This window comes from Apibacter adventoris (assembly GCF_002964975.1).
GTDB classification, from domain to species: Bacteria; Bacteroidota; Bacteroidia; order Flavobacteriales; family Weeksellaceae; genus Apibacter; species Apibacter adventoris.
The window spans coordinates 235,946-256,431 of sequence record NZ_PSZM01000001.1; the positions used below are offsets into that span (position 1 = coordinate 235,946).

The following is a 20,486-nucleotide window of genomic DNA, read 5'->3' on the forward strand; positions in this document are numbered from 1 at the left end:
ATCTCAAATGATGAAATAAACTAAATCACAGATTAAAAATTGTAAACAGAAATGAAAATTATAAAAAATCCCTCTCAAAAAAATTGGAAAGAGCTCATTCAACGTCCTCAAAATGAAAAAAATTCCTTACATAATATTGTACAACAGGTTTTCATGGATATTCAGGAATCTGCTGACGCTGCTTTAAAAAAATATACCTTTCATTTTGATGGAATAGAGCTCAAACAAATAAAAGTTACACAACAAGAATTAAAAGAGGCTGAAAACTTACTATCCCAAGAATTAAAACAAGCAATCTTTCAAGCCAAAAGCAATATAGAGAAATTTCATTTTTCACAAAAAGAAAACTCTCAATTCATAGAAACTCAACCCGGAATACAGTGTTGGAGAGAATCTCGAGCTATTGAAAAAATCGGTTTATATATTCCGGGAGGAACTGCACCTTTATTTTCCACAGTACTTATGTTAGGCGTTCCAGCAAAAATTGCCGGATGCAGGCAGATCGTTTTATGCACTCCTCCTGATAAAAAAGGAAATATACATCCGGCAATTTTATTTGCGGCTCAAACTATTGGTATTACAGAAATTTTTAAAGTCGGAGGTATACAAGCCATAGCTGCACTTACTATAGGTACAGAATCCATACCTTCTGTTTATAAAATATTCGGACCGGGCAATCAATATGTAACTGCTGCCAAACAGTATGCGCAGGAGTTTAAAGTTAGCATAGATCTTCCCGCGGGTCCCAGTGAAGTATTGGTAATAGCTGATTCCCAAGCAAATCCAGATTTTATTGCTGCCGACTTACTTTCTCAAGCAGAACACGGACCTGATAGTCAAGTGATTTTTCTTACTACAGACGAATCTATTTTAAATCAAACCATAAATTCTGTAACTGCACAATTAGAAAAAATTCCCCGAAAAGAAATTGCTAAAAAAGCACTAGATAACAGCATAGGAATATTATTTGACAATTTAGATACATGTTTCCAATTTAGCAATTTATATGCTCCAGAACACCTAATTTTAGCTATTGACAAAGCAAAAGAATACAGACATAACGTTGAAAATGCTGGATCTGTATTTCTAGGAAATTACAGTTGTGAAAGTGCTGGAGATTACGCCAGCGGAACTAACCATACATTGCCAACTAATGGCTATGCCCGAAATTACAGCGGAGTTTCATTAGATAGTTTTATTAAAAAAATTACCTTTCAAGAACTAAGTAAAGAAGGTCTTCAAACCATAGGTCCAACCATAGAATTGATGGCAGAAGCTGAAAGATTATTTGCACATAAAAATGCTGTGAGTATCCGAATAAACAAAAATTAAACGAATAAATTTAAAAATTTAAATATATATGTATTAAATTTATTTTTATTTATACTACGTATTTAAAATTATCATACAAATATTATAAAATAAAAAAATGAAAACCAATATATCAAAATTAGCTCGTCCTAATATTCTTGCCATGCAACCCTATTCTAGTGCAAGAGATGAATCAGGAGGAATACAAGGAATATTTTTAGATGCAAATGAAAATCCTTTTGGAGAAAATAATCGATACCCTGATCCTTATCAAAATAAATTAAAAAATAAACTGAGTCAAATTAAAAATATACCTATAGAAAAAATTTTTGTAGGTAATGGAAGTGATGAAATCATAGATCATATTTACCGTATTTTTTGTAATCCGGGAAAAGATAAGGCTATGTTTTTTAGCCCTACTTTCGGCATGTATCAAGTAGCAGCAGAACTTAACGAAGTAGAAATTATTGATATTCCTCTAACATCTGATTTTCAGATTAATATTGAAGAAGCAAAGAAATATTTTAATGATGAAAATCTTAAAGTTATTGTAATTTGCTCCCCAAATAATCCGACCGGAAATAATATACATCCGAAAGATATAAATTTTATTTTAGAAAATTTTAAAGGTATCATAGCGATTGATGAAGCTTATATAGAATTTACAAACCAAAATTCTTACCTGGATAAATTAGATCATTATCCCAACCTTGTAATTTTCCAAACCCTTAGTAAGGCTTGGGGAATCGCCGGTGTTCGTGTAGGAATGGCTTATTCAAACCCGGAAGTTATTCAACTACTTAATAAGGTAAAACATCCATACAATATCAGTGTTTTAAACCAAAAAGCAGCTATAAAAGCATTAAGCCAAAAAGAAGAATTTGAAAAAAGAAGAAAAATTATATTCTCAGAAAAGGAAAAAATCCGAAAGGAACTAGAAAAATTATCTATAGTAACTAAAATATATCCTTCAGACACCAATTTCTTTTTAGTAGAATTTAAAGAAGCAAACCTTATTTTTCATGAACTACTAAATCAAAAAATAATTGTACGAAACCAGACTACTAAAATCCATAATAGTATACGTATAACGGTAGGTTCTCCTGAAGAAAATGAAAAATTAATCACGGTATTAAAAAAACTCAACTAAATCCTATGAAAAAAGTACTATTTATAGACCGAGACGGAACATTAGTAATTGAACCTCCTACAAATTACCAATTAGATAGTTTGGAAAAACTTGAATTTTACCCGAGAGTATTTCAAAATCTTGCAAAAATTGCTCGGGAAATGGATTATGAGCTGGTTATGGTTACCAATCAGGATGGGTTAGGCACCGAGTCTTTTCCTGAAGACACTTTTTGGCCTGCACAAAATAAAATAATTCAGGCTTTTGAAAATGAAGGAATTAAATTTTCTGAAATTCTCATAGATAAAAGTTTTGAATACGAGAATCTTCCTACACGAAAACCAGGAATCGGAATGCTTACCCATTATATAAAAGGAAATTACGACTTACCCAATTCGTATGTGATCGGAGATCGGCTCACTGATGTTTCGCTTGCTAAAAATTTAGGTTCAAAATCTATTTATATGGGAAAAGAAAAAAATAGCAACGCTACTTTGCATACACAAAATTGGGCAGAAATCTATCAATATCTGAAAAAGCAACCCCGTAAAGCAAAAGTGATACGAAATACCAAAGAAACAAAAATTTCGTTAGAAATAAATTTAGATGGCTCAGGTAAAAGTTCTATTCATACAGGTTTAGGTTTTTTTGATCATATGCTGGAACAAATTGCTAAACATGGAAATATGGATTTATGTATTGAAGTTGATGGAGATTTGTATGTAGATGAACATCATACAATTGAAGATACAGGAATTGCCTTAGGAGAGGCTATTTTACAAGCATTAGGAAGCAAAAAAGGAATTGAGCGTTACGGTTTTCTCCTCCCGATGGATGATTGTTTGGCACAAGTGGCTATTGACTTTGGAGGACGCCCTTGGATTGTTTGGGAGGTAGAGTTTAAACGCGAAAAAATTGGGGAACTTCCTACAGAAATGTTCTATCATTTCTTTAAATCTTTTAGCGATAACGCCAAATGTAACTTTAATATAAAAGCTGAGGGGGAAAATGAACATCATAAAATAGAGGCCATATTCAAGGCATTTGCAAAAGCCATTAAAATGGCCGTAAAACAAACGGATACTAATTTTGCTTTACCTTCTACGAAAGGTTTATTATAATTTTAGATTTTTGAGGTACGATTTACGAATAAACTAAATGTTTATAATATAGAACAACACAATAGTAAAAATCGTACTTTATAAATCGTAAATCAAAATTAAAAATGATTGCAATTATAAAATACAACGCCGGAAATATAAAATCCGTACAAAACGCACTTTTCAGATTGGGAGTTGAGTCTATAGTTACTGATGATGAAAAAGCCATTCGTAATGCAGATAAAATTATCTTTCCGGGAGTAGGTGAAGCCGGTAGTGCCATGTTTTACTTACAGGAAAGAGGTATGGATACCTTACTAAAATCATTAACACAACCTTTTTTAGGAATATGCCTAGGACTGCAACTCATGTGTAAACATTCGGAAGAGGGAAATACAAATTGCCTAAATATTTTTGAAGTCGAGGTAAGGAAATTTCCTCCTACGGAGATTGTTCCGCACATGGGTTGGAATACCATTTACGATTTAGAAGGAGAAATCTTTAAAAATAATGCTGGAAATGAGGATGTTTACTTTGTACACAGCTATTATGCGGATTTATGTGAAAGCACCTCTGCAACGTGTAATTACATTCTGCCTTTTAGTGCAGCATTACACAAAGATAATTTCTATGCCACCCAGTTCCATCCTGAAAAATCAGCAGATGTGGGAGAAAAAATATTGAAAAGTTTTATTGAATTATGATTCTATATTTATGGAAATATCAATAAAAAACAATCTATAATTTAAAAACGTTATTGTATGAAAAAAATTCTTTTCCTATTCTTACTAATTTCGACATCTGGATTTACACAAAACAATTTAAACGGCTTATGGAAAATTGATGAAATTATTGGTTTATATTCTACAGATGAATATAATTTATCTCCAGCAAAAGAGGATGAATCTTTACAAGGGTGGAGGTATGGAAACAGTGTAACCTTCAATCCTAACGGTACTTTTAATTCCAGATATTCTGCTTGGTGTGGTAATGATTGTTTTCCTCATTCCAAAGGAACTTTTGAAAAGATTGATGAAACACACCTCCGTTTAAAATTAGATGTATTGGAAATAACAGGGGATTGTCCATATTCAATAGATTCGACTCATCATGATTTAGGAATATTTTTAATAAAAAAAACAGAAAAAGGATATAGACTGATTAAATCCGACTTTACAACATCCGACAAACAACAGGAGAAATATTCTGAAATGTTAACTGATTTATCTTTAATAAATATGGATAATTCTTTCTATAAAGAAGTAAGATTACCCCCTAATACTCGAGAGAAAAAAGATGTGGAAATTCTTGCAACCGGATTAAAGAATATTTCGGGTTTTAAACCTGAAAAAGCAAAATTACTGTATACAAAATATCAATCTCACCAAAAACGATTTGTATTTGAATATAAAAACAGGTTATTACTAGCTCTTTATAATCCCGGACCTTCCCAATTCATCTTATATGATATAAAGAAAAAGTCTGATTTATAAAGTACGAAGTTAGAAATATTTTGACCCTAAAAATTTAATTTGTGAATAACTATACAGAACTATTACAAGAAAACCCAAAACTACTTTCTTTCTTTAAAGGTTGGAATTGGGAAGATGGAAAAAACAACAAATCTCAATTTGATAAATGAAATTGTAATTCATAATTTTAACTTTTAAAAATAAAACATGCGAATCATACCTGCTATAGACCTTATTAATGGAAAATGTGTACGACTAACTAAGGGAGATTACTCCACTGAAAAAATTTATAGGGAAGATCCTTTAGATGCTGCCAAAGAATTTGAAGATGCAGGAATTAAATATTTACATTTGGTAGATTTAGATGGAGCAAAATCCAGCCGGATAATCAATTACAAAACGCTGTATAAAATTGCTTCTCAAACTTCTTTAAAAATAGATTTTGGAGGAGGGTTAAAAAGTGACGAAGATTTAAAAATAGCCTTTGAAAATGGGGCTTCTCAAATTACCGGAGGCAGCATTGCAGTTAAGAATCCAAAATTATTTCAATCTTGGCTCACGACCTATGGAAGTGATAAGATAATTTTAGGTGCAGATTGTAAGAATCGTATGATAGCTACTCAGGGTTGGATGGTATCATCTTCTTTTGACGTTGTTGATTTCATTGAAAGTTATGAAAAAAAAGGAATTTCTTATGTTGTCTGTACAGATATTTCTAAAGACGGAATGCTGGAAGGAACCTCGAATGACCTCTATAAGGAAATTTTACAAAAAACTTCAGTAAAGCTTATTGCCAGCGGCGGTGTTTCTTCTATAAATGATTTATACAGGTTAAAAGAAATGGGTTGTGAAGGAGCTATTGTTGGAAAAGCTATTTATGAAAAGAAAATTACTATTAACGATTTACGAATATTGATTGATAAATTATGACATATAATTCACCTATTTCATTAATAATGACTTTTATTAACTTAATTTTATATACTTGTTAAACTGAAAATAAATAATAATTAATCGTAATTTGGTTAAAAAAAAATTAAAAAAATAAAACTTTGTTAAAAAAACGTATTATCCCCTGCCTGGATATAAAAAATGGAAGAACGGTAAAAGGAGTAAATTTTGTAAGTCTTACAGATGCCGGAGACCCTGTAGAATTAGCTAAAGCTTATGTAAAACAAGGAGCTGATGAACTTGTATTTTTAGACATTACTGCAACCATTGAAAATCGTTCTACTTTAATACAATTGGTAGACAAAATAGCACATGAAATTAATATTCCTTTTACGGTCGGTGGAGGGGTTACCTCTGTAGATGATGTTTCTTCTCTTATAAAAGCAGGTGCGGATAAAATTAGTATTAATTCTTCAGCGGTTAAAAAACCGAAATTGATTTCTGAAATTGCTTCTCAATTTGGAAGTCAATGTGTGGTAGTTGCTATTGATACTAAAAAAGAAGAAGACGGCTGGAAAGTTTACACTCATGGAGGAAGAACACCTACCCCTATTTTTACTCTTGATTGGGTAAAACAGGTAGAAAAACTGGGAGCGGGTGAAATTTTACTTACTTCTATGAATAATGACGGAACCAAAAATGGTTTTGCTTTAGATATTACTAATGAAGTTTCTCAAACGGTTAATATTCCGGTTATTGCTTCCGGAGGAGCCGGAACAAAAAAACATTTTGCAGATGTTTTTTTAAAAACTAAAGCTTCTGCTGCTCTTGCAGCCAGTATTTTTCATTTTAATGAAATTCCTATACCTGAACTAAAAAAATATTTAAAAATTCAAAATATTCCAATAAGATGAACATAGATTTTAATAAAAGTAAGGGACTGGTTCCGGTAATTATTCAAGACTGCCTGACCTTACAGGTACTTATGTTAGGCTATATGAATGAGGAAGCCTTTGAAAAAACAAAAAAAGAAGGAAAAGTAACATTTTTCAGCCGTAGCAAAAATCGTTTATGGACCAAAGGAGAAACTTCAAAAAATTATCTTTGGGTGAAAGATATTTCCTTAGATTGTGATCAAGATACTTTATTGATCAAAGTGTCGCCAGACGGTCCAACATGCCATACCGGAATGTATTCCTGCTTTGGTGAAAAAACTTCACAAGGTTTTGTTTATGAATTACAAAATGTAATCGAACAAAGAATTGATAATAAAACTGAGGATTCATATACATACCAATTATACCAAAAAGGCATTAATAAAGTAGCTCAAAAAGTTGGAGAAGAAGCCGTTGAAGTTGTTATAGAAGCAAAGGATAATAATGAAACCTTATTTAAAAATGAAGCGGCAGATTTATTATACCATTATTTAGTCCTTTTAAAATCGAAGGGCTTCAAATTAGAAGATATTGAGGCTGTTTTAAGAGAAAGACATAAAAATAAATGAGCTGCACCTGAAATTAAAATACGTAATCAATTGGGCTTAAAATTACAAATGCAACTCATATGGTAGTATTATTTTAATACTACTTTTTTAGTTGTTCATTTAAATAAAAATGATGATAATTTTTCATACAATAAAATTGCATTAGTGTGTGTGTTACAAAATTTTAGAAAAATCATTAACATTTTATTTTCTTAAGTTTTTTAGTAATAAATTATTTTTACAAAATTATATTTAATATATGTTCTTTAGATTATATATAATCACCCAAATTTTCTAAATTTCTGCCTTTTAGGTGGAAATATTATTTAATTTGCGAATATTTCCGGGAGTATCTCCAAAATTTATTTTACAAAAATTATTTAAATGTGCAGGAGAATTAAAATCATATTCAAGACTGATTTCTTTAAAAGTTTTCCCACTGCAATTAATTTCATGATAAATATTTTTTGCTTTTTGTTGTTTTAACCATTTAAATGGTGAAATTCCAAATACCCGTTTAAAACGTTTTTCAAATCCTGAAATACTATAATGTGTTAAATCTGCTAAATCTTTAACTGTTTTTATTTTATTATAATTACGCAAAATAAGATCAGAAAATCGGGTATCTTGACTTAACAAAGGATAAAAAAAACACAACAATTTTCTTTTGCTGTAATACGCTCTCAAAAGAAAAAATAATTCTTTTATTTTAATTTCAAAAAAATAAATACATCTAAGTTGGCCTATAATACAAGTATTCAGCATATTTATATAACCAGACATTATCGGATTTATATCTAAAAAATTCTGTTTCTTTACAGTATTAATATTTTCATCTCGCAAAAGTTGTTCTAAGGAATACCTGTCACATAAACGTATCTGTACTCTTAATCTGAATATAGTAATACATGTATCTTCTTTTGCAAGAATTTTTAATTTAGTTGCCGGAGGTATTAATATTATTTTACCCTGTTGGATTTCTTCCTCTATATCACCAAAAGAAATTTTTATAGCTCCTTTTGTAATAAATATAATTTTTGCAACTTGGGCTTCTGTTTTCCATAGTTTTCTTTTTAAAATATTTTTAATTTCAATAGTAGGACTACTCCCTCCTTCATAATTTAAACATGAAAGGTGTTCATTAATGTAAAGTAATTGCATAATAGTTTATAAGACTTTTGATTAAAAAACTATCATTTATTTGTTTATTCAAGTCTTTTTTACAAATTTATTTATTGTAAAAAATTAGAAATATTTTTTCTATTTAACATCTCCAATATTATGATTAAAATCATAAATTATATAATTATTTATATAAACAAAGAGAAAAACTTAATGATTTTTACTATAATTTAAATATTATTCATTCAATAAATTTAAAAACTCTTGTTCATTCAGAATAATTACGCTCCCTAACTGTTGAGCTTTTTTCATTTTTGAACCTGCTTTTTCTCCTACAACCAAATAGTTAAGATTCTTACTAACCGATGATATATTTTTACCTCCATGCTGCTCCACCATTTCTTCTGCTCGTTCGCGGGTAAAAACTGACAGTTTTCCAGTAAATAGAAAGGTTTTACCGTCTAATAAATTAGAGAGTTGAATATGAGTTTCTTCAAATTCAAACTTTAGTCCTGCTTTTTTAAGATTTTTAATAATTTCTAGATGTTCTTTTTTTAAAAAATATTCTTGAATGCTCAGGGCTATTTTTTCTCCAATATCTTCTGTAGCTATTAATTCTTCTAAACTAGCTTTTTGTAGATTATCAATATTTTTGAATTTTTTAGCCAATTTCTTAGCCATGGTTTCACCTACATGCCTTATACCTAAAGCAAATAAAACTCTTTCAAAAGGAATTTGTTTAGAATTTTCTATTCCTTCAATAATATTTTGAGCCGATTTATCAGCCATTCTATCCAGCCCCAACAATTGCTCTTTTTGCAATATATAAAAATCGGATATAGTATTAACTAAATTGGCTTTATACAACATAAAAGCAGTTTCTGCTCCTATACTGTTAATATCCATGGCTTTTCTAGAAACAAAATGTTCTAATCTTCCTATAACTTGTGGCGGACAACTTTTCTCATTAGGGCAAAAATGAGCAGCTTCATCTTTTTTGCGAACTAATGGGGTACCACATGCCGGACAATTTTTTATAAATTCTAATTTTATTGTTCCTGGTTCTCTTTTATCATAATTAACATCTACTATTTTCGGAATTATTTCGCCTCCTTTTTCCACCAAAACCTTATCATTAATACGTAAATCTAAATTTGCAATAAAATCTTCATTATGCAAAGATGCTCTTTTCACCGTTGTACCCGCTAATAGTATGGGCTTAAGATTTGCTACAGGAGTTACTGCCCCGGTTCTTCCTACCTGATAATCTACACTTAGTAACTGAGTTTCTACTTTTTCAGCTTTGAATTTATAAGCAATTGCCCATCTGGGAGATTTTGCTGTATAACCCAGTTCTTCTTGTTCTGAGATTGAATTAACTTTAATAACGACACCATCAATCTCAAAAGGCAAATTATATCTTTCTGTATCCCAATAATTTATAAACCCATTTACTTCTTCTAAATTATTACATAATTTTGCATAGTTTCCTACTTTAAAGCCCATATCCTTAGCATGTTGTAAAGAATCCCATTGTGTAGAAAATTCTCTATCATCAGTAAGTACATAATATAAATAACAATCCAGCCCTCTTTTGGCTACTTCTCCACTATCTTGCAATTTCAAACTTCCGCTGGCCGTATTTCTTGGATTTGCATAAGGTTCCAATCCTTCTTTTACTCTTTCGGAATTTAATTTATCTAAAGACTTTTTAGGCATAATAATTTCCCCACGTATATAAAATTTGGAAGGATATTTTCCTGATAAATTCAAAGGAACTGATCGAATGGTTCTTACATTAGCTGTAACTTCATCTCCTTGAATTCCATCCCCACGTGTTACTGCCTGTTTTAATTGTCCATTTTCATATAATATACTAATAGATAGACCGTCATATTTAAGTTCACAAACATATTCCACATTTTCATCAATTGCTTTCGTTACTCTTCTCGACCATTCTTTTATATCTTCAAAAGAATAACTGTTATCTAATGAATACATTCTTTTTTCATGAACAATTGTCGGAAATTTTTTTGTAATCTGTCCTCCAACCCTATGGGTAGGAGAGTCCGGATCATCATATTGTGGATAATCTTTTTCCAGTTGTTTCAGTTCTTCCATCATTTTATCAAATTCATAATCTGAAACTTCGGATTGATCTAGCACATAATATTTATAATTCAGATTATTTATATCTTGACGTAAAACCTTTATTCTTGATTGTATATCATTCATAATTTTGAACTGTATTTAAATTCAAAATTAATAAAAGAGCTCTTGAAAAAAAATTTTATTATTTACAAAATATACCATAATGTAAATAAATAAGTTATAAACGTATTTACAAACTATGTTATATGAGCTTTTTTATTTCATTTTAACTATAAAAATATTATAAAAAAGTTTCTTTCCATAATAATTCATCATATAAAACACAAAGAAAAAATTCATATTTTTTAAACTTGTACTCAACTAGGTAGTTTTAGATTTTTTATACAACAATTTTTGAGATTAATAATTTTATGGTTTTTTACAAGAAAAAGTAATATTAACTAAAGACTATGTAAGGAGGTAATTTTCCAGACGATTTACTTTTATTTAAATTTCTAAAATAATTAACTTTTTATAAATATATATTAAGCAAGTCAATATAAATACACATCATTCTAATATAAAAAAATAATTTCTAAATTTGTCTTATTAATTTTTTAAAAGAACAATATGTCTTACGGATTATTAAAAGGGAAAAAAGGAATTATTTTTGGAGCTTTAGATTCTAATTCAATAGCTTGGAAAGTTGCTGAGCAAGCACACGCGGAAGGAGCTGAATTTGTGTTAACTAATGCTCCTGTAGCTTTACGAATGGGAGAATTGAATGCTTTGGCTGAAAAAACAAATTCAGATGTGGTTCCTGCAGATGCTACTTCTATAGAGGATTTGGGAAAGCTTTTTGATCATGCCCTAGCTAAATTCGGAAAACTGGATTTTATTTTGCACTCTATAGGAATGTCCATTAATGTCCGAAAAGGAAAGGATTATACAGATATTAACTACGATTGGCTGACTAAAGGCTGGGATATTTCTGCTGTTTCATTTCATAAAGTAATGAAAACCGCTTGGGATAAAGATGCCATGAATGAATGGGGAAGTATATTAGCTCTTACTTATATCGCTGCACAAAGAATTTTCCCGGGATATAATGACATGGCTGATAATAAAGCATATTTGGAAAGTATTGCCCGAAGTTTTGGTTATGAATGGGGAATTAAGAATAAAGTTAGGGTTAACACCATTTCGCAATCTCCCACTCCAACTACAGCAGGAAACGGTGTAAAAGGATTTGGTGGATTTATAGAATTTGCCGAGGAAATCTCCCCTTTAGGAAATGCTACAGCTGATGATTGTGCTAATTATTGTGTTACCTTATTTTCTGACTTAACTAGAAAAGTTACACTTCAAAATCTCTTCCATGATGGTGGATTCTCCAATGTAGGGGTGAGTGAAAGAGTTATGAAACGTTATGAAAAATAATATTCTTATTTACAATAAATAAAAAGAGGCTTATTCCTAAGCCTCTTTTTATTTTTATGAATTAAGGTTTTATTACTTTTACTTTACTTTCATCAATTTTATAATGGTTAATTACAGCCTTATAATCATTATAATCTACAGTATCAGATAAATGTTTTGTTTTTATTGTAGACTGAAAAACTATAATCCTGAAATTTAATCCGTTTAATTCCGGAGGCATAGCTACACTACTTTCTGCTGTAATTTCAAAATTTTGCATAGTAAAATTATAATTGAAAAACATGTTATATGTCTTATTATCAGAAGCTGTATATAATGCATAATTAGGAAGTAACGTCCAAACAGGCTCATTATTAACCCAACCTGACTGTATATAAATTAATAAGTTCTCCCCTTTATATAATTTAAAATTATACAGAAATAAATACATATTGGCATAACTATCGTAATTGAAAGATACATTATTTACTTCATAAAGTAAAGGACTATTATTATTATTATTATTATTATTATTATTATCTATAGGATAATAATAATCATCATCATCATTACAACTAGTAAAAATTAATCCTATACTTAGGAACATAAATAATAAAGAAATAACTTTTTTCATAGGTTTTAAATTTAAACTAAAACAAAGTTAATATTTTTTTTCATCAGACAATTATAATGTATGTAAGTTTAAAATAGTACCTTTGCCTGTCCAAAAATTCAAGTATAAAAATGATTTTAGTTCAAAACTTAGGGTTACATTTTGCCGGAAGTTATTTATTTGAAAATGTTAATTTTAGAATTAATAAAAATGACCGGATTGGACTGGCTGGTAAAAATGGAGCCGGAAAATCTACCTTATTAAAAATCTTGGCCGGAGAACAACCCTCTACCGAAGGAAATGTGGAGAAAGAAGGAGAAGTACGAATTGGATTTTTAAAACAGGATTTGGACTTTGAAAAAGGTCGTACGGTATGGGAAGAGGCTATGCAAGCATTTAAAGAATTGAACAAAATCAATAAAAAAATTGATACTATTAATCATGAACTGGTTACTCGTACTGATTATGAATCTGAAGAATATCATAAACTCATTCATGACTTAACAGACCTTACAGAACGATTTTCTCACTTAGGAGGATACAATATAGATGGTGAAATTGAAAAAATATTAAAAGGGTTAGGATTTAAAGAATCTGATTTTACGAAACTTACAGATGATTTTTCTGGTGGATGGAGAATGAGAATTGAACTGGCAAAATTACTATTGGAGGAAAATGATGTATTGCTTCTTGACGAGCCTACTAACCACTTGGATATTGAATCTATTATTTGGCTGGAAGGGTTTCTTATTAACTATAAAGGTGCTGTCGTATTAGTTTCTCACGACAAACAGTTTTTAACCAATGTTACCAATAGAACTATTGAAATATCTAACCGCACTATTCAGGATTATAAAGCCAATTATACTAAGTATCTTATATTAAGACAAGAAAGAAAAGAAAAACTTATTCAGTCTCAAAAAAATCAAGAACAGGAAATAAAACGTACAGAACAATTGATTAATAAGTTCAGAGCCAAAGCTTCCAAAGCATCTTTTGCTCAATCACTTATAAAAAAATTGAATAAGGTGGAACGAATAGAGGTGGAAGATGAAGATGTCACCCGTTTCCATATAAAATTTGAACCCAGTGTAATTCCTGGTAAAATTATATTTAAAGCAGAAAATCTGGGAAAATCTTTTGATAAACATATTGTTTTTCAAAATGCAAACTTCTATGTCGAAAGAGGAGAGAAGATTGCTTTTGTAGGCCAGAACGGACAAGGAAAAACTACTTTGGCAAAAATTATGGATGGTATTTTATCATATAATGGTAAATTGGAAATAGGTCATAATGTACAAATCGGTTATTTTGCACAAAACCAGGCAGAAGTTCTAAATCCTAATAAAACGATTCTGGAAGAAGCAGAAGATTCGGCAACTGAAGAATCCCGACCTAGAGTAAGAGATTTATTAGGTTCTTTTTTATTTCAAGGCGATGAGGTGCAAAAAAAGGTTTCGGTTCTTTCCGGGGGTGAAAGAAACCGTTTAGCTCTTTGTAAATTATTGTTACGTCCTTTTAATACTTTAATTATGGATGAGCCGACCAATCATTTGGATTTACAATCAAAAGCTATTTTAAAACAAGCGCTTCAAAATTTTAAAGGAACTTTATTGCTAGTTTCTCACGATCGAGAATTTTTAGACGGACTTGCTCAGAAGATTTTTGAATTCAGAAACGGAGAGGTTAAAGAATTTTTAGGCGGAATTAGTGAATATTTAGATTATAGAAAAAAAGAAAACATGCGAGAGGTAGACATAGAGAAATCTACTGTAAAAAAAGTTGCCTCTATAAATGTTTCAGAATCTAAAAATACAACCGATAAAGATAAAACTAAGGAACTAAAAATATTGGAAAATAAATTATCAAAGGTTGAAATTGAAATTGAAAACATTGAAAAAGATATTAAAAAAACCGAAGATCTATTTATCCAAAAAAATCCAACAGAAGAAGAATTAGCCACTTATTCGTTTTTAAAGAAAGATTTAGAAGAACTGAATAAAAAATGGGAAGAAATATACCATGAATTAAATGAATAATTTTTTATACAAGATTATATTTATATTCAATAATTTTATTTAAATGGTTTTTATATATTTGTTTTTTAACAAATTAATCTAATTATACTTTGACAATATTATACTTTACCCTTATATTATTTTTGGGTGCAATTTTTGCCGGAATGTTAGGTTCTCTAACTGGTTTAGGGGGAGGGGTGGTAATTATTCCATTATTAACTTTGGGATTTGGTGTTGATATCAAATATGCAGTTGGAACCGCATTAGTTACCTCTATTGCTACTTCATCCGGAGCAGCAGCTGCTTATATTAAAGAAGGAATGACCAATGTAAGGATAGGAATGTTTTTGGAAATAGCTACAACTTTAGGAGCCGTAATTGGTGCTTTATTAGCCGTATTTTTACCCGCTTCTGCGGTATACATTATTTTTGGTATCGTTTTAATTTTTTCAGGCATTATGACTATCCGAAAAAAAAATGAAACCCCTTATTTAGGAAAGCCTAGCAAGACTGCATCATTACTAAAGTTAAACAGTACTTACCCTACTCCGGAAGGTATAAAAAATTATAATGTTAAAAATGTAGCCGGAGGTTTTTCTTTAATGACATTTGCCGGTATTTTATCAGGAATTTTAGGAATTGGATCCGGATCTATGAAAGTTTTAGCTATGGATACTGCAATGAAAATTCCTTTTAAAGTTTCTACCACTACTTCCAATTTTATGGTAGGTGTTACCGCAGCGGCTAGTGCTGTAATTTATTTTCAAAGAGGACAAATTGAACCTGTTTTAGCCATGCCCATTGTGGTAGGGGTATTAATAGGAGCTTTTTTGGGCTCAAAAATATTAATGAAAATTAATGTTTCTTTATTACGCAAAATATTTTGTTTTGTAATTATTATATTGGCTATACAAATGATGTATCGTGGGTTTGAACCTAGTTTAGTACACTGGTTTCCATCGGTAAAATTTCCTAAATTATAAATTTTATAATATATGAGTATATTTTCTAAAAGATTTTGGATTGAACGAGATGTAGAGCTATATATTGGAAAACTACTTAGATATGGTGTTATTTTATCATCTATAATTACCATATTAGGGGGAATTATTTATGTAAGTCAACATCCTCATGAGATTCCTAACTTCAAAACTTTTACCGGAGCTCCAGAATATTTAAGAGAATTAAGCACTATTTTTCCTAAGGTTTTACAATTTGATGGATTAGCCATCATTCAATTGGGAGTAGCTGTATTAATTGCCACGCCTATTTTAAGAATCGTTTTCTCCATTTTAGCTTTTGCTATTGAACATGACTATATGTATGTTATTATCACTTGTATTGTACTTAGTATTATTCTAGCTAATTTATTTTTTGGAATTGAAAGTTAAACCATCTTTATATTTATCTTTCTTCATATATTTTTAAATTTCTATGTCTAAACGTTTTCAAAACATATTTTCTGAAAGTACATATTTTGTATTCAGTTTTTATTTTAGCCGCGGATTAAGAATCGCTTTTGCAATGGTTACCCCCATTTTGGTTAGTATGTTTTTTAATCAATTGAGTATAGGTATATTAACTTCATCAGGTGCTTTAGTTGCAGGTATTGGTGATAATCCGGGTACTATAAAAATTAAATTTTATACTCAATCTGTTGCTGCCATTTTCTATTTTCTAGTTGTCTTTATTAGCCAGCTGTTATTACCTTATACAATCGCTTTTGGTTTATGGGCTACTTTCTGTGGTTTCTTTTTCTCCATGTTTTTTATATATGGTTCCAGAGCAGTGAGTGTCGGGACATCGGCTTTATTATGTTTAGTTTATGCCTGCGGTTTTGAAAATCCATCTCTAGGAGTAAATACTCTGTTCTTTATGCTCGGAGTAATTTATTATGGAATTGTATCACTGGGATTGTGGAGAATTCAGCCTTTTCGTGTAGCAGAGCAAAAGATTAGTGAAAATATAAAATATTTAAGTGAATATACCGGCTTAATGAAAAGTTATTATCTTGAAAAAGCAGCTCCTAATCCTCCCAAAAAAAATAAATTTGAAGATATACAGAGCAGGCTTTTTGATAAACAAGAAAAAATTCACAGTAGTCAGGAAGATATCAGAGAAAATTTATTTAAATTACGAATAAATGCTAAAAGCTTTTCTGCTAAAGGCAGAAGAATGGCTCTCATTTTTAGTGCTTTAATAGATTTATATGAACACCTGATTTCATTAAATCTTCATGATCCTAAACTTATTTCTTCCCTTGAAAATAGTAATCTGAAAACTGATTTTTGCAGCCAACTGGATAATATGCAAGATATACTTAATGGTATTAGTTGGTCAATAAATTTACATAAAAAAGTAACTGTTCTTATTGATTCTTCAATTTTATCTAATTTTAAAAATCAAATTATATATTTTGAAAATACCAATATTCCCAGTGGAATTGATTTACATGTTTTAAAACATATAAGGTTAATATTTAAAACCTTTTACAGACAAGCAAAGATTATTAAATCTTTAGTAAATGGTGAATTTGAAAAGGATAAAAGTGCCTATGAAGATTTAGATTTAAAAAAGTTTACTCAAAAATATAATTATAGTTTTTCTTCTTTTAAAGCTAATCTTAATTTAAGATCTAATATATTTAAATATGCTTTGAGAATGAGCCTTTCTATACTTTTAGCTTATATAGCTTGTGCTCTACTCCAAATTAATTATTTTTGCTGGGTATTCCTTACAATCATACTTATTTTAAAACCAGTGTATGGGAATACTAAAAATTTTGCTATAGACAGATTAAAAGGAACTTTAACGGGAGGAATTATTACTTTATTAGTTCTGCTTATTACTCAAAATCCGTACATTATAACCTTGGTTATTACCATAAGTATTATTGGTGCTTATAGCTTTATCCCCATTAATTATAAAGTTGGGGTAGCTTTTGTAACAATTTTTGTTATTCTATTACTTTTTTTGGATCATCACAATGGAAATAACTGGACTAATATTTATCATCGAATCGGAGGAACCACTATAGCTATCATAATTGCTTTTATAATCAGCTTTTCCTTTCTTCCTACTTGGGAATTTAAAGTTCTTCCTATGTTAATAGGAAAACTGCTAAAATATAATTTGAAGTATTTCCAAAAAATCTCTAATAATTTACTGAACGAACATAAATTTTCTGATACAGAAATAAAACTTTCAAGAAAAGACGTTTTACTAGGTACTTCTAATTTATCCAGTGCTTTTCAAAGAGTTATTTCTGAACCTAAATTATCTAAAAATTATAAGTCTGATATTTACAATCTTATTACTCTAATAAATTTATTATCTACCCGAATTTCTTCTTTAAGAACTTATTCTTCTCAAGTTATAGATGTTAGTGGAGATGATAAAATAATAATTAAAAATATTGAAGAGATTCTTTATAACTGTATAGCTGTTATAAGTCAAAATTCAAATGTTATTATAACAGATTTATCTTTAAAAGAAAATGATTTTTCAAATTATAATGAATCCTTATTTTCCTATCAACTGAAAGAAATTCATTCGCTAATTTTACAGATTTATAACTACATTATAAAGTTACAAGAATTTGAAGAATGGAAAATTTCTAACAAATATATTTCATAATTCTAATCAAGTAATTTTCTATTAGAACGAAAAAACAATCATAAAAAATTGTATTTAAAATATATTTTGAAGAGGATATTATTTAAAAAAAAAATAAAAATGCAAGATTTAGTTTTCCCTCTCTATGACGTAAGTAAGCATAAGCTCTAAAGAATCTCTATTTTCGTTTTTAGGAAAAGATAGCAAAATATCTAATGCTTTCTGCTTGTATTCATTCATTATACTAATAGCATAATCCAAACCTCCGTTTTTCTTTACAAAATCAATAACTTCTGCTACTCTTTTTTTATTTTTATTATAATTTTTTATAGAATTTATCAGCCATTTTTTATGTTCAGGATCTGTAGTATTTAAAATATAAATCAAAGGAAGGGTCATTTTTCTTTCCTGTATATCAATTCCAACAGGCTTACCTATAATATTTGTACTAGTATAATCAAAAAGATCATCTTTAATTTGAAATGCAATTCCTGCATATTCTCCAAAAAGTCTAAGTTTATTAGCTATTTCATCTGAAGCATAGGCAGAACGAGCTCCAGATTCACAACAGGCAGAAATAAGAACCGCAGTTTTTTGGCGAATAATTTCATAATATACTTTTTCAGTAATATCTAATTTTCGACTTTTTTCCAATTGTAATAATTCGCCTTCCGCCATTTCTCTTATTACTCGTGAAATTATGCTGAGAAGATCAAGATCCTGATTATCTGTGGCAAGTAAAACGCTTTTTGAAAGTAAATAATCTCCCACTAAAACAGCTATTTTATTTTTCCATAATGCATTAATGGAAAAAAAACCTCTTCTCATGTAACTTTCATCTACCACATCGTCATGCACCAAAGTAGCTGTATGAATTAACTCTATTAATGAAGCAGCACGGTAAGTTTTATCCGTTATTTTCCCGGTTAATTTAGCCGTTAAAAAAATAAACATAGGCCGCATTTGTTTTCCTTTACGTCTTACAATAAATTGAGTAATTCTATCTAATAAAGGAACTTTACTCTTCATAGATTCATAGAATCTTTTTTCGAAGAGCTTCATTTCATCAGAAATTGGAGCTTTAATGCGTTCTGTAACTTTAGACATTAGAGTTCAAAAGTAATACTTTTTTCATAAAAAGTAAATTTCAAAAGCAAAATTAAATTTGTTGCCTAATAATATCTATATTTCGATTTACCTAAAAATTCCACTCATAAAAATACGTTAAATATAAAATAAAAGATGCATACACAAAAAGAATTACTATATTTGTCCTCTTAAAATCTGACAAAATACTTATAAGATTGCAACAAAATATTAAATTTTGCGTTAAGTAATTATTGTAAAAATAATGAAACTAAGTATGAAAAAATTTTTATTATTAATTATCATAATAATAAGTTCCTCAGTAACTGTCATTGCACAAAGACATGAATTCGGATTATCTTTAGGTAGAGCTAATATAATTGGAGACATTGGTAAAACCAATTATATAGAAATTTTCCCTATGGATTTACATAGAGTACCTATTTCAGTAGGGCTTCTTTATCGTTTAAATCTTAATAACCGTCAAAGTTTAAGATTTAATTTAATTTATAATAAAGTTTATTTTGATGATTATAAGGCCAGTGAAGATTACAGATATGACAGAGATATAAAAGATGATAATAAAATAATAGAAGGTTCTGCTTTATTTGAATATTATTTCTTTGATATTAATGATATAAAAAGGCTTGGGGGATCGCCTTATATTTTTGGGGGAATTGCTGCATATGGTTATAATGACCGTAAATATACTATTACTCATGATTTATATAAAAACCCTGACGGCTCTCTTAAATATCCCTCCTCTCCTAAAGATTTTGACACAAAATCTAGCTATAGTGAAAGTAATAAAGTAGATTTCAGTATACCTTTTGGAGTTGGTTTTAAACTTAAATTCAATTATAATTGGCTTCTTTCATTTGAAGTAGGAGCAAGATATACTTTCCAAGATAACTTGGATTATAGTGCTATAAAAACAGATAAATTTACAATAAATACAAGTAGTTATTTATTAGACGCACTCTATACCGATGAAATAAACAAAAGAAATGCTGAAATTATTGGAAAACATCAAACAGGAAACACTTATAAAAGTAATGATTGGTACTTAATTTGGGGGTTAAATCTGACCTATACATTTGGAAGACCTCCTTGTTATTGTTATTAAATTTAATTTC

General features: G+C 29.5%; 18 protein-coding genes. 14 read left to right on the top strand and 4 right to left on the bottom strand.

Annotated elements, in window-relative coordinates; translation table 11 throughout:
- The first annotated feature begins 51 nt into the window (after positions 1-51).
- The 8 genes from hisD (at position 52) to hisIE (ending at position 7,407) form a co-directional block, all read left to right on the top strand.
- Entirely contained in the window at positions 52-1,332 is a 1,281-nt protein-coding gene (hisD, locus tag C4S77_RS01160; protein ID WP_105245435.1) for a histidinol dehydrogenase, read from the top strand.
- A 97-nt stretch (positions 1,333-1,429) separates the two neighbouring features.
- Positions 1,430-2,461, top strand: a complete 1,032-nt coding sequence (hisC, locus tag C4S77_RS01165; protein ID WP_105245437.1) for a histidinol-phosphate transaminase — start codon at positions 1,430-1,432, stop codon at positions 2,459-2,461.
- Between the two features lie 5 nt (positions 2,462-2,466).
- Positions 2,467-3,561, top strand: a complete 1,095-nt coding sequence (gene hisB / locus C4S77_RS01170) for a bifunctional histidinol-phosphatase/imidazoleglycerol-phosphate dehydratase HisB (RefSeq protein ID WP_105245439.1) — start codon at positions 2,467-2,469, stop codon at positions 3,559-3,561.
- 104 nt (positions 3,562-3,665) lie between these two features.
- Positions 3,666-4,244, top strand: a complete 579-nt coding sequence (hisH, locus tag C4S77_RS01175) for an imidazole glycerol phosphate synthase subunit HisH (RefSeq protein ID WP_105245441.1) — start codon at positions 3,666-3,668, stop codon at positions 4,242-4,244.
- 57 nt (positions 4,245-4,301) lie between these two features.
- Positions 4,302-5,033 (top strand): hypothetical protein, encoded by a 732-nt coding sequence (locus C4S77_RS01180; protein WP_105245442.1) that lies wholly within the window; start codon positions 4,302-4,304, stop codon positions 5,031-5,033.
- A 186-nt stretch (positions 5,034-5,219) separates the two neighbouring features.
- The gene (gene hisA / locus C4S77_RS01185; RefSeq protein ID WP_105245444.1) at positions 5,220-5,942 is read left to right on the top strand and encodes a 1-(5-phosphoribosyl)-5-[(5-phosphoribosylamino)methylideneamino]imidazole-4-carboxamide isomerase; all 723 of its coding nucleotides are present in this window, start codon (positions 5,220-5,222) and stop codon (positions 5,940-5,942) included.
- Between the two features lie 122 nt (positions 5,943-6,064).
- Entirely contained in the window at positions 6,065-6,817 is a 753-nt protein-coding gene (gene hisF / locus C4S77_RS01190; protein WP_105245446.1) for an imidazole glycerol phosphate synthase subunit HisF, read from the top strand.
- On the top strand, positions 6,814-7,407 hold the full coding sequence (hisIE, locus tag C4S77_RS01195) for a bifunctional phosphoribosyl-AMP cyclohydrolase/phosphoribosyl-ATP diphosphatase HisIE (protein WP_105245448.1): 594 nt from the start codon (positions 6,814-6,816) through the stop codon (positions 7,405-7,407). Before hisF ends, hisIE begins: the two co-directional genes overlap by 4 nt.
- A gap of 288 nt (positions 7,408-7,695) precedes the next feature.
- Here hisIE and C4S77_RS01200 read toward each other — a convergent pair whose 3' ends face one another.
- Complete coding sequence (locus C4S77_RS01200; RefSeq protein ID WP_105245449.1) at positions 7,696-8,547, bottom strand: helix-turn-helix domain-containing protein; 852 nt, start codon at positions 8,545-8,547, stop codon at positions 7,696-7,698.
- A gap of 198 nt (positions 8,548-8,745) precedes the next feature.
- Entirely contained in the window at positions 8,746-10,743 is a 1,998-nt protein-coding gene (gene ligA / locus C4S77_RS01205) for an NAD-dependent DNA ligase LigA (RefSeq protein WP_105245451.1), read from the bottom strand.
- Between the two features lie 486 nt (positions 10,744-11,229).
- Here ligA and C4S77_RS01210 point away from each other — a divergent pair, with 486 nt between their 5' ends.
- Positions 11,230-12,039, top strand: a complete 810-nt coding sequence (locus tag C4S77_RS01210) for an enoyl-ACP reductase FabI (RefSeq protein WP_105194354.1) — start codon at positions 11,230-11,232, stop codon at positions 12,037-12,039.
- A gap of 61 nt (positions 12,040-12,100) precedes the next feature.
- Here the strand turns inward: C4S77_RS01210 and C4S77_RS01215 are convergent, their stop codons facing one another.
- Entirely contained in the window at positions 12,101-12,652 is a 552-nt protein-coding gene (locus C4S77_RS01215) for a hypothetical protein (protein ID WP_105245453.1), read from the bottom strand.
- Between the two features lie 110 nt (positions 12,653-12,762).
- On the opposite strand from C4S77_RS01215, the gene C4S77_RS01220 reads away from it, so the two are divergent.
- From C4S77_RS01220 to C4S77_RS01235, 4 genes are all read left to right on the top strand, one after another.
- Positions 12,763-14,670, top strand: a complete 1,908-nt coding sequence (locus tag C4S77_RS01220; RefSeq protein ID WP_105245455.1) for an ABC-F family ATP-binding cassette domain-containing protein — start codon at positions 12,763-12,765, stop codon at positions 14,668-14,670.
- 89 nt (positions 14,671-14,759) lie between these two features.
- Positions 14,760-15,632 carry a sulfite exporter TauE/SafE family protein gene (locus C4S77_RS01225; protein WP_105245457.1) on the top strand — a complete coding sequence of 291 codons (873 nt, stop codon included), beginning with the start codon at positions 14,760-14,762 and terminating at the stop codon, positions 15,630-15,632.
- Between the two features lie 12 nt (positions 15,633-15,644).
- Positions 15,645-16,040 carry a DUF1634 domain-containing protein gene (locus C4S77_RS01230; protein ID WP_105245459.1) on the top strand — a complete coding sequence of 132 codons (396 nt, stop codon included), beginning with the start codon at positions 15,645-15,647 and terminating at the stop codon, positions 16,038-16,040.
- 43 nt (positions 16,041-16,083) lie between these two features.
- A complete protein-coding gene (locus C4S77_RS01235) occupies positions 16,084-18,285 on the top strand; it encodes an FUSC family protein (protein WP_105245461.1) in 2,202 nt (733 codons plus the stop codon).
- A 108-nt stretch (positions 18,286-18,393) separates the two neighbouring features.
- Here the strand turns inward: C4S77_RS01235 and C4S77_RS01240 are convergent, their stop codons facing one another.
- Positions 18,394-19,371 carry a polyprenyl synthetase family protein gene (locus C4S77_RS01240; RefSeq protein WP_105194360.1) on the bottom strand — a complete coding sequence of 326 codons (978 nt, stop codon included), beginning with the start codon at positions 19,369-19,371 and terminating at the stop codon, positions 18,394-18,396.
- 256 nt (positions 19,372-19,627) lie between these two features.
- Between C4S77_RS01240 and porG the strand changes: the two genes are divergently transcribed.
- Positions 19,628-20,476 (top strand): type IX secretion system protein PorG, encoded by an 849-nt coding sequence (gene porG, locus C4S77_RS01245; RefSeq protein ID WP_105245463.1) that lies wholly within the window; start codon positions 19,628-19,630, stop codon positions 20,474-20,476.
- The last annotated feature ends 10 nt before the right edge of the window (positions 20,477-20,486 follow it).

Excerpts from the sequence above, each read along its gene's own strand:
- hisD (WP_105245435.1), top strand. The coding sequence starts at position 52 with ATGAAAATTATAAAAAATCCCTCTCAAAAAAATTGGAAAGAGCTCATT.
- hisC (WP_105245437.1), top strand. The coding sequence starts at position 1,430 with ATGAAAACCAATATATCAAAATTAGCTCGTCCTAATATTCTTGCCATG.
- hisB (WP_105245439.1), top strand. The coding sequence starts at position 2,467 with ATGAAAAAAGTACTATTTATAGACCGAGACGGAACATTAGTAATTGAA.
- hisH (WP_105245441.1), top strand. The coding sequence starts at position 3,666 with ATGATTGCAATTATAAAATACAACGCCGGAAATATAAAATCCGTACAA.
- C4S77_RS01180 (WP_105245442.1), top strand. The coding sequence starts at position 4,302 with ATGAAAAAAATTCTTTTCCTATTCTTACTAATTTCGACATCTGGATTT.
- hisA (WP_105245444.1), top strand. The coding sequence starts at position 5,220 with ATGCGAATCATACCTGCTATAGACCTTATTAATGGAAAATGTGTACGA.
- hisIE (WP_105245448.1), top strand. The coding sequence starts at position 6,814 with ATGAACATAGATTTTAATAAAAGTAAGGGACTGGTTCCGGTAATTATT.
- C4S77_RS01200 (WP_105245449.1), bottom strand. The coding sequence starts at position 8,547 with ATGCAATTACTTTACATTAATGAACACCTTTCATGTTTAAATTATGAA.
- ligA (WP_105245451.1), bottom strand. The coding sequence starts at position 10,743 with ATGAATGATATACAATCAAGAATAAAGGTTTTACGTCAAGATATAAAT.
- C4S77_RS01210 (WP_105194354.1), top strand. The coding sequence starts at position 11,230 with ATGTCTTACGGATTATTAAAAGGGAAAAAAGGAATTATTTTTGGAGCT.
- C4S77_RS01215 (WP_105245453.1), bottom strand. The coding sequence starts at position 12,652 with ATGAAAAAAGTTATTTCTTTATTATTTATGTTCCTAAGTATAGGATTA.
- C4S77_RS01220 (WP_105245455.1), top strand. The coding sequence starts at position 12,763 with ATGATTTTAGTTCAAAACTTAGGGTTACATTTTGCCGGAAGTTATTTA.
- C4S77_RS01230 (WP_105245459.1), top strand. The coding sequence starts at position 15,645 with ATGAGTATATTTTCTAAAAGATTTTGGATTGAACGAGATGTAGAGCTA.
- C4S77_RS01235 (WP_105245461.1), top strand. The coding sequence starts at position 16,084 with ATGTCTAAACGTTTTCAAAACATATTTTCTGAAAGTACATATTTTGTA.
- C4S77_RS01240 (WP_105194360.1), bottom strand. The coding sequence starts at position 19,371 with ATGTCTAAAGTTACAGAACGCATTAAAGCTCCAATTTCTGATGAAATG.
- porG (WP_105245463.1), top strand. The coding sequence starts at position 19,628 with ATGAAAAAATTTTTATTATTAATTATCATAATAATAAGTTCCTCAGTA.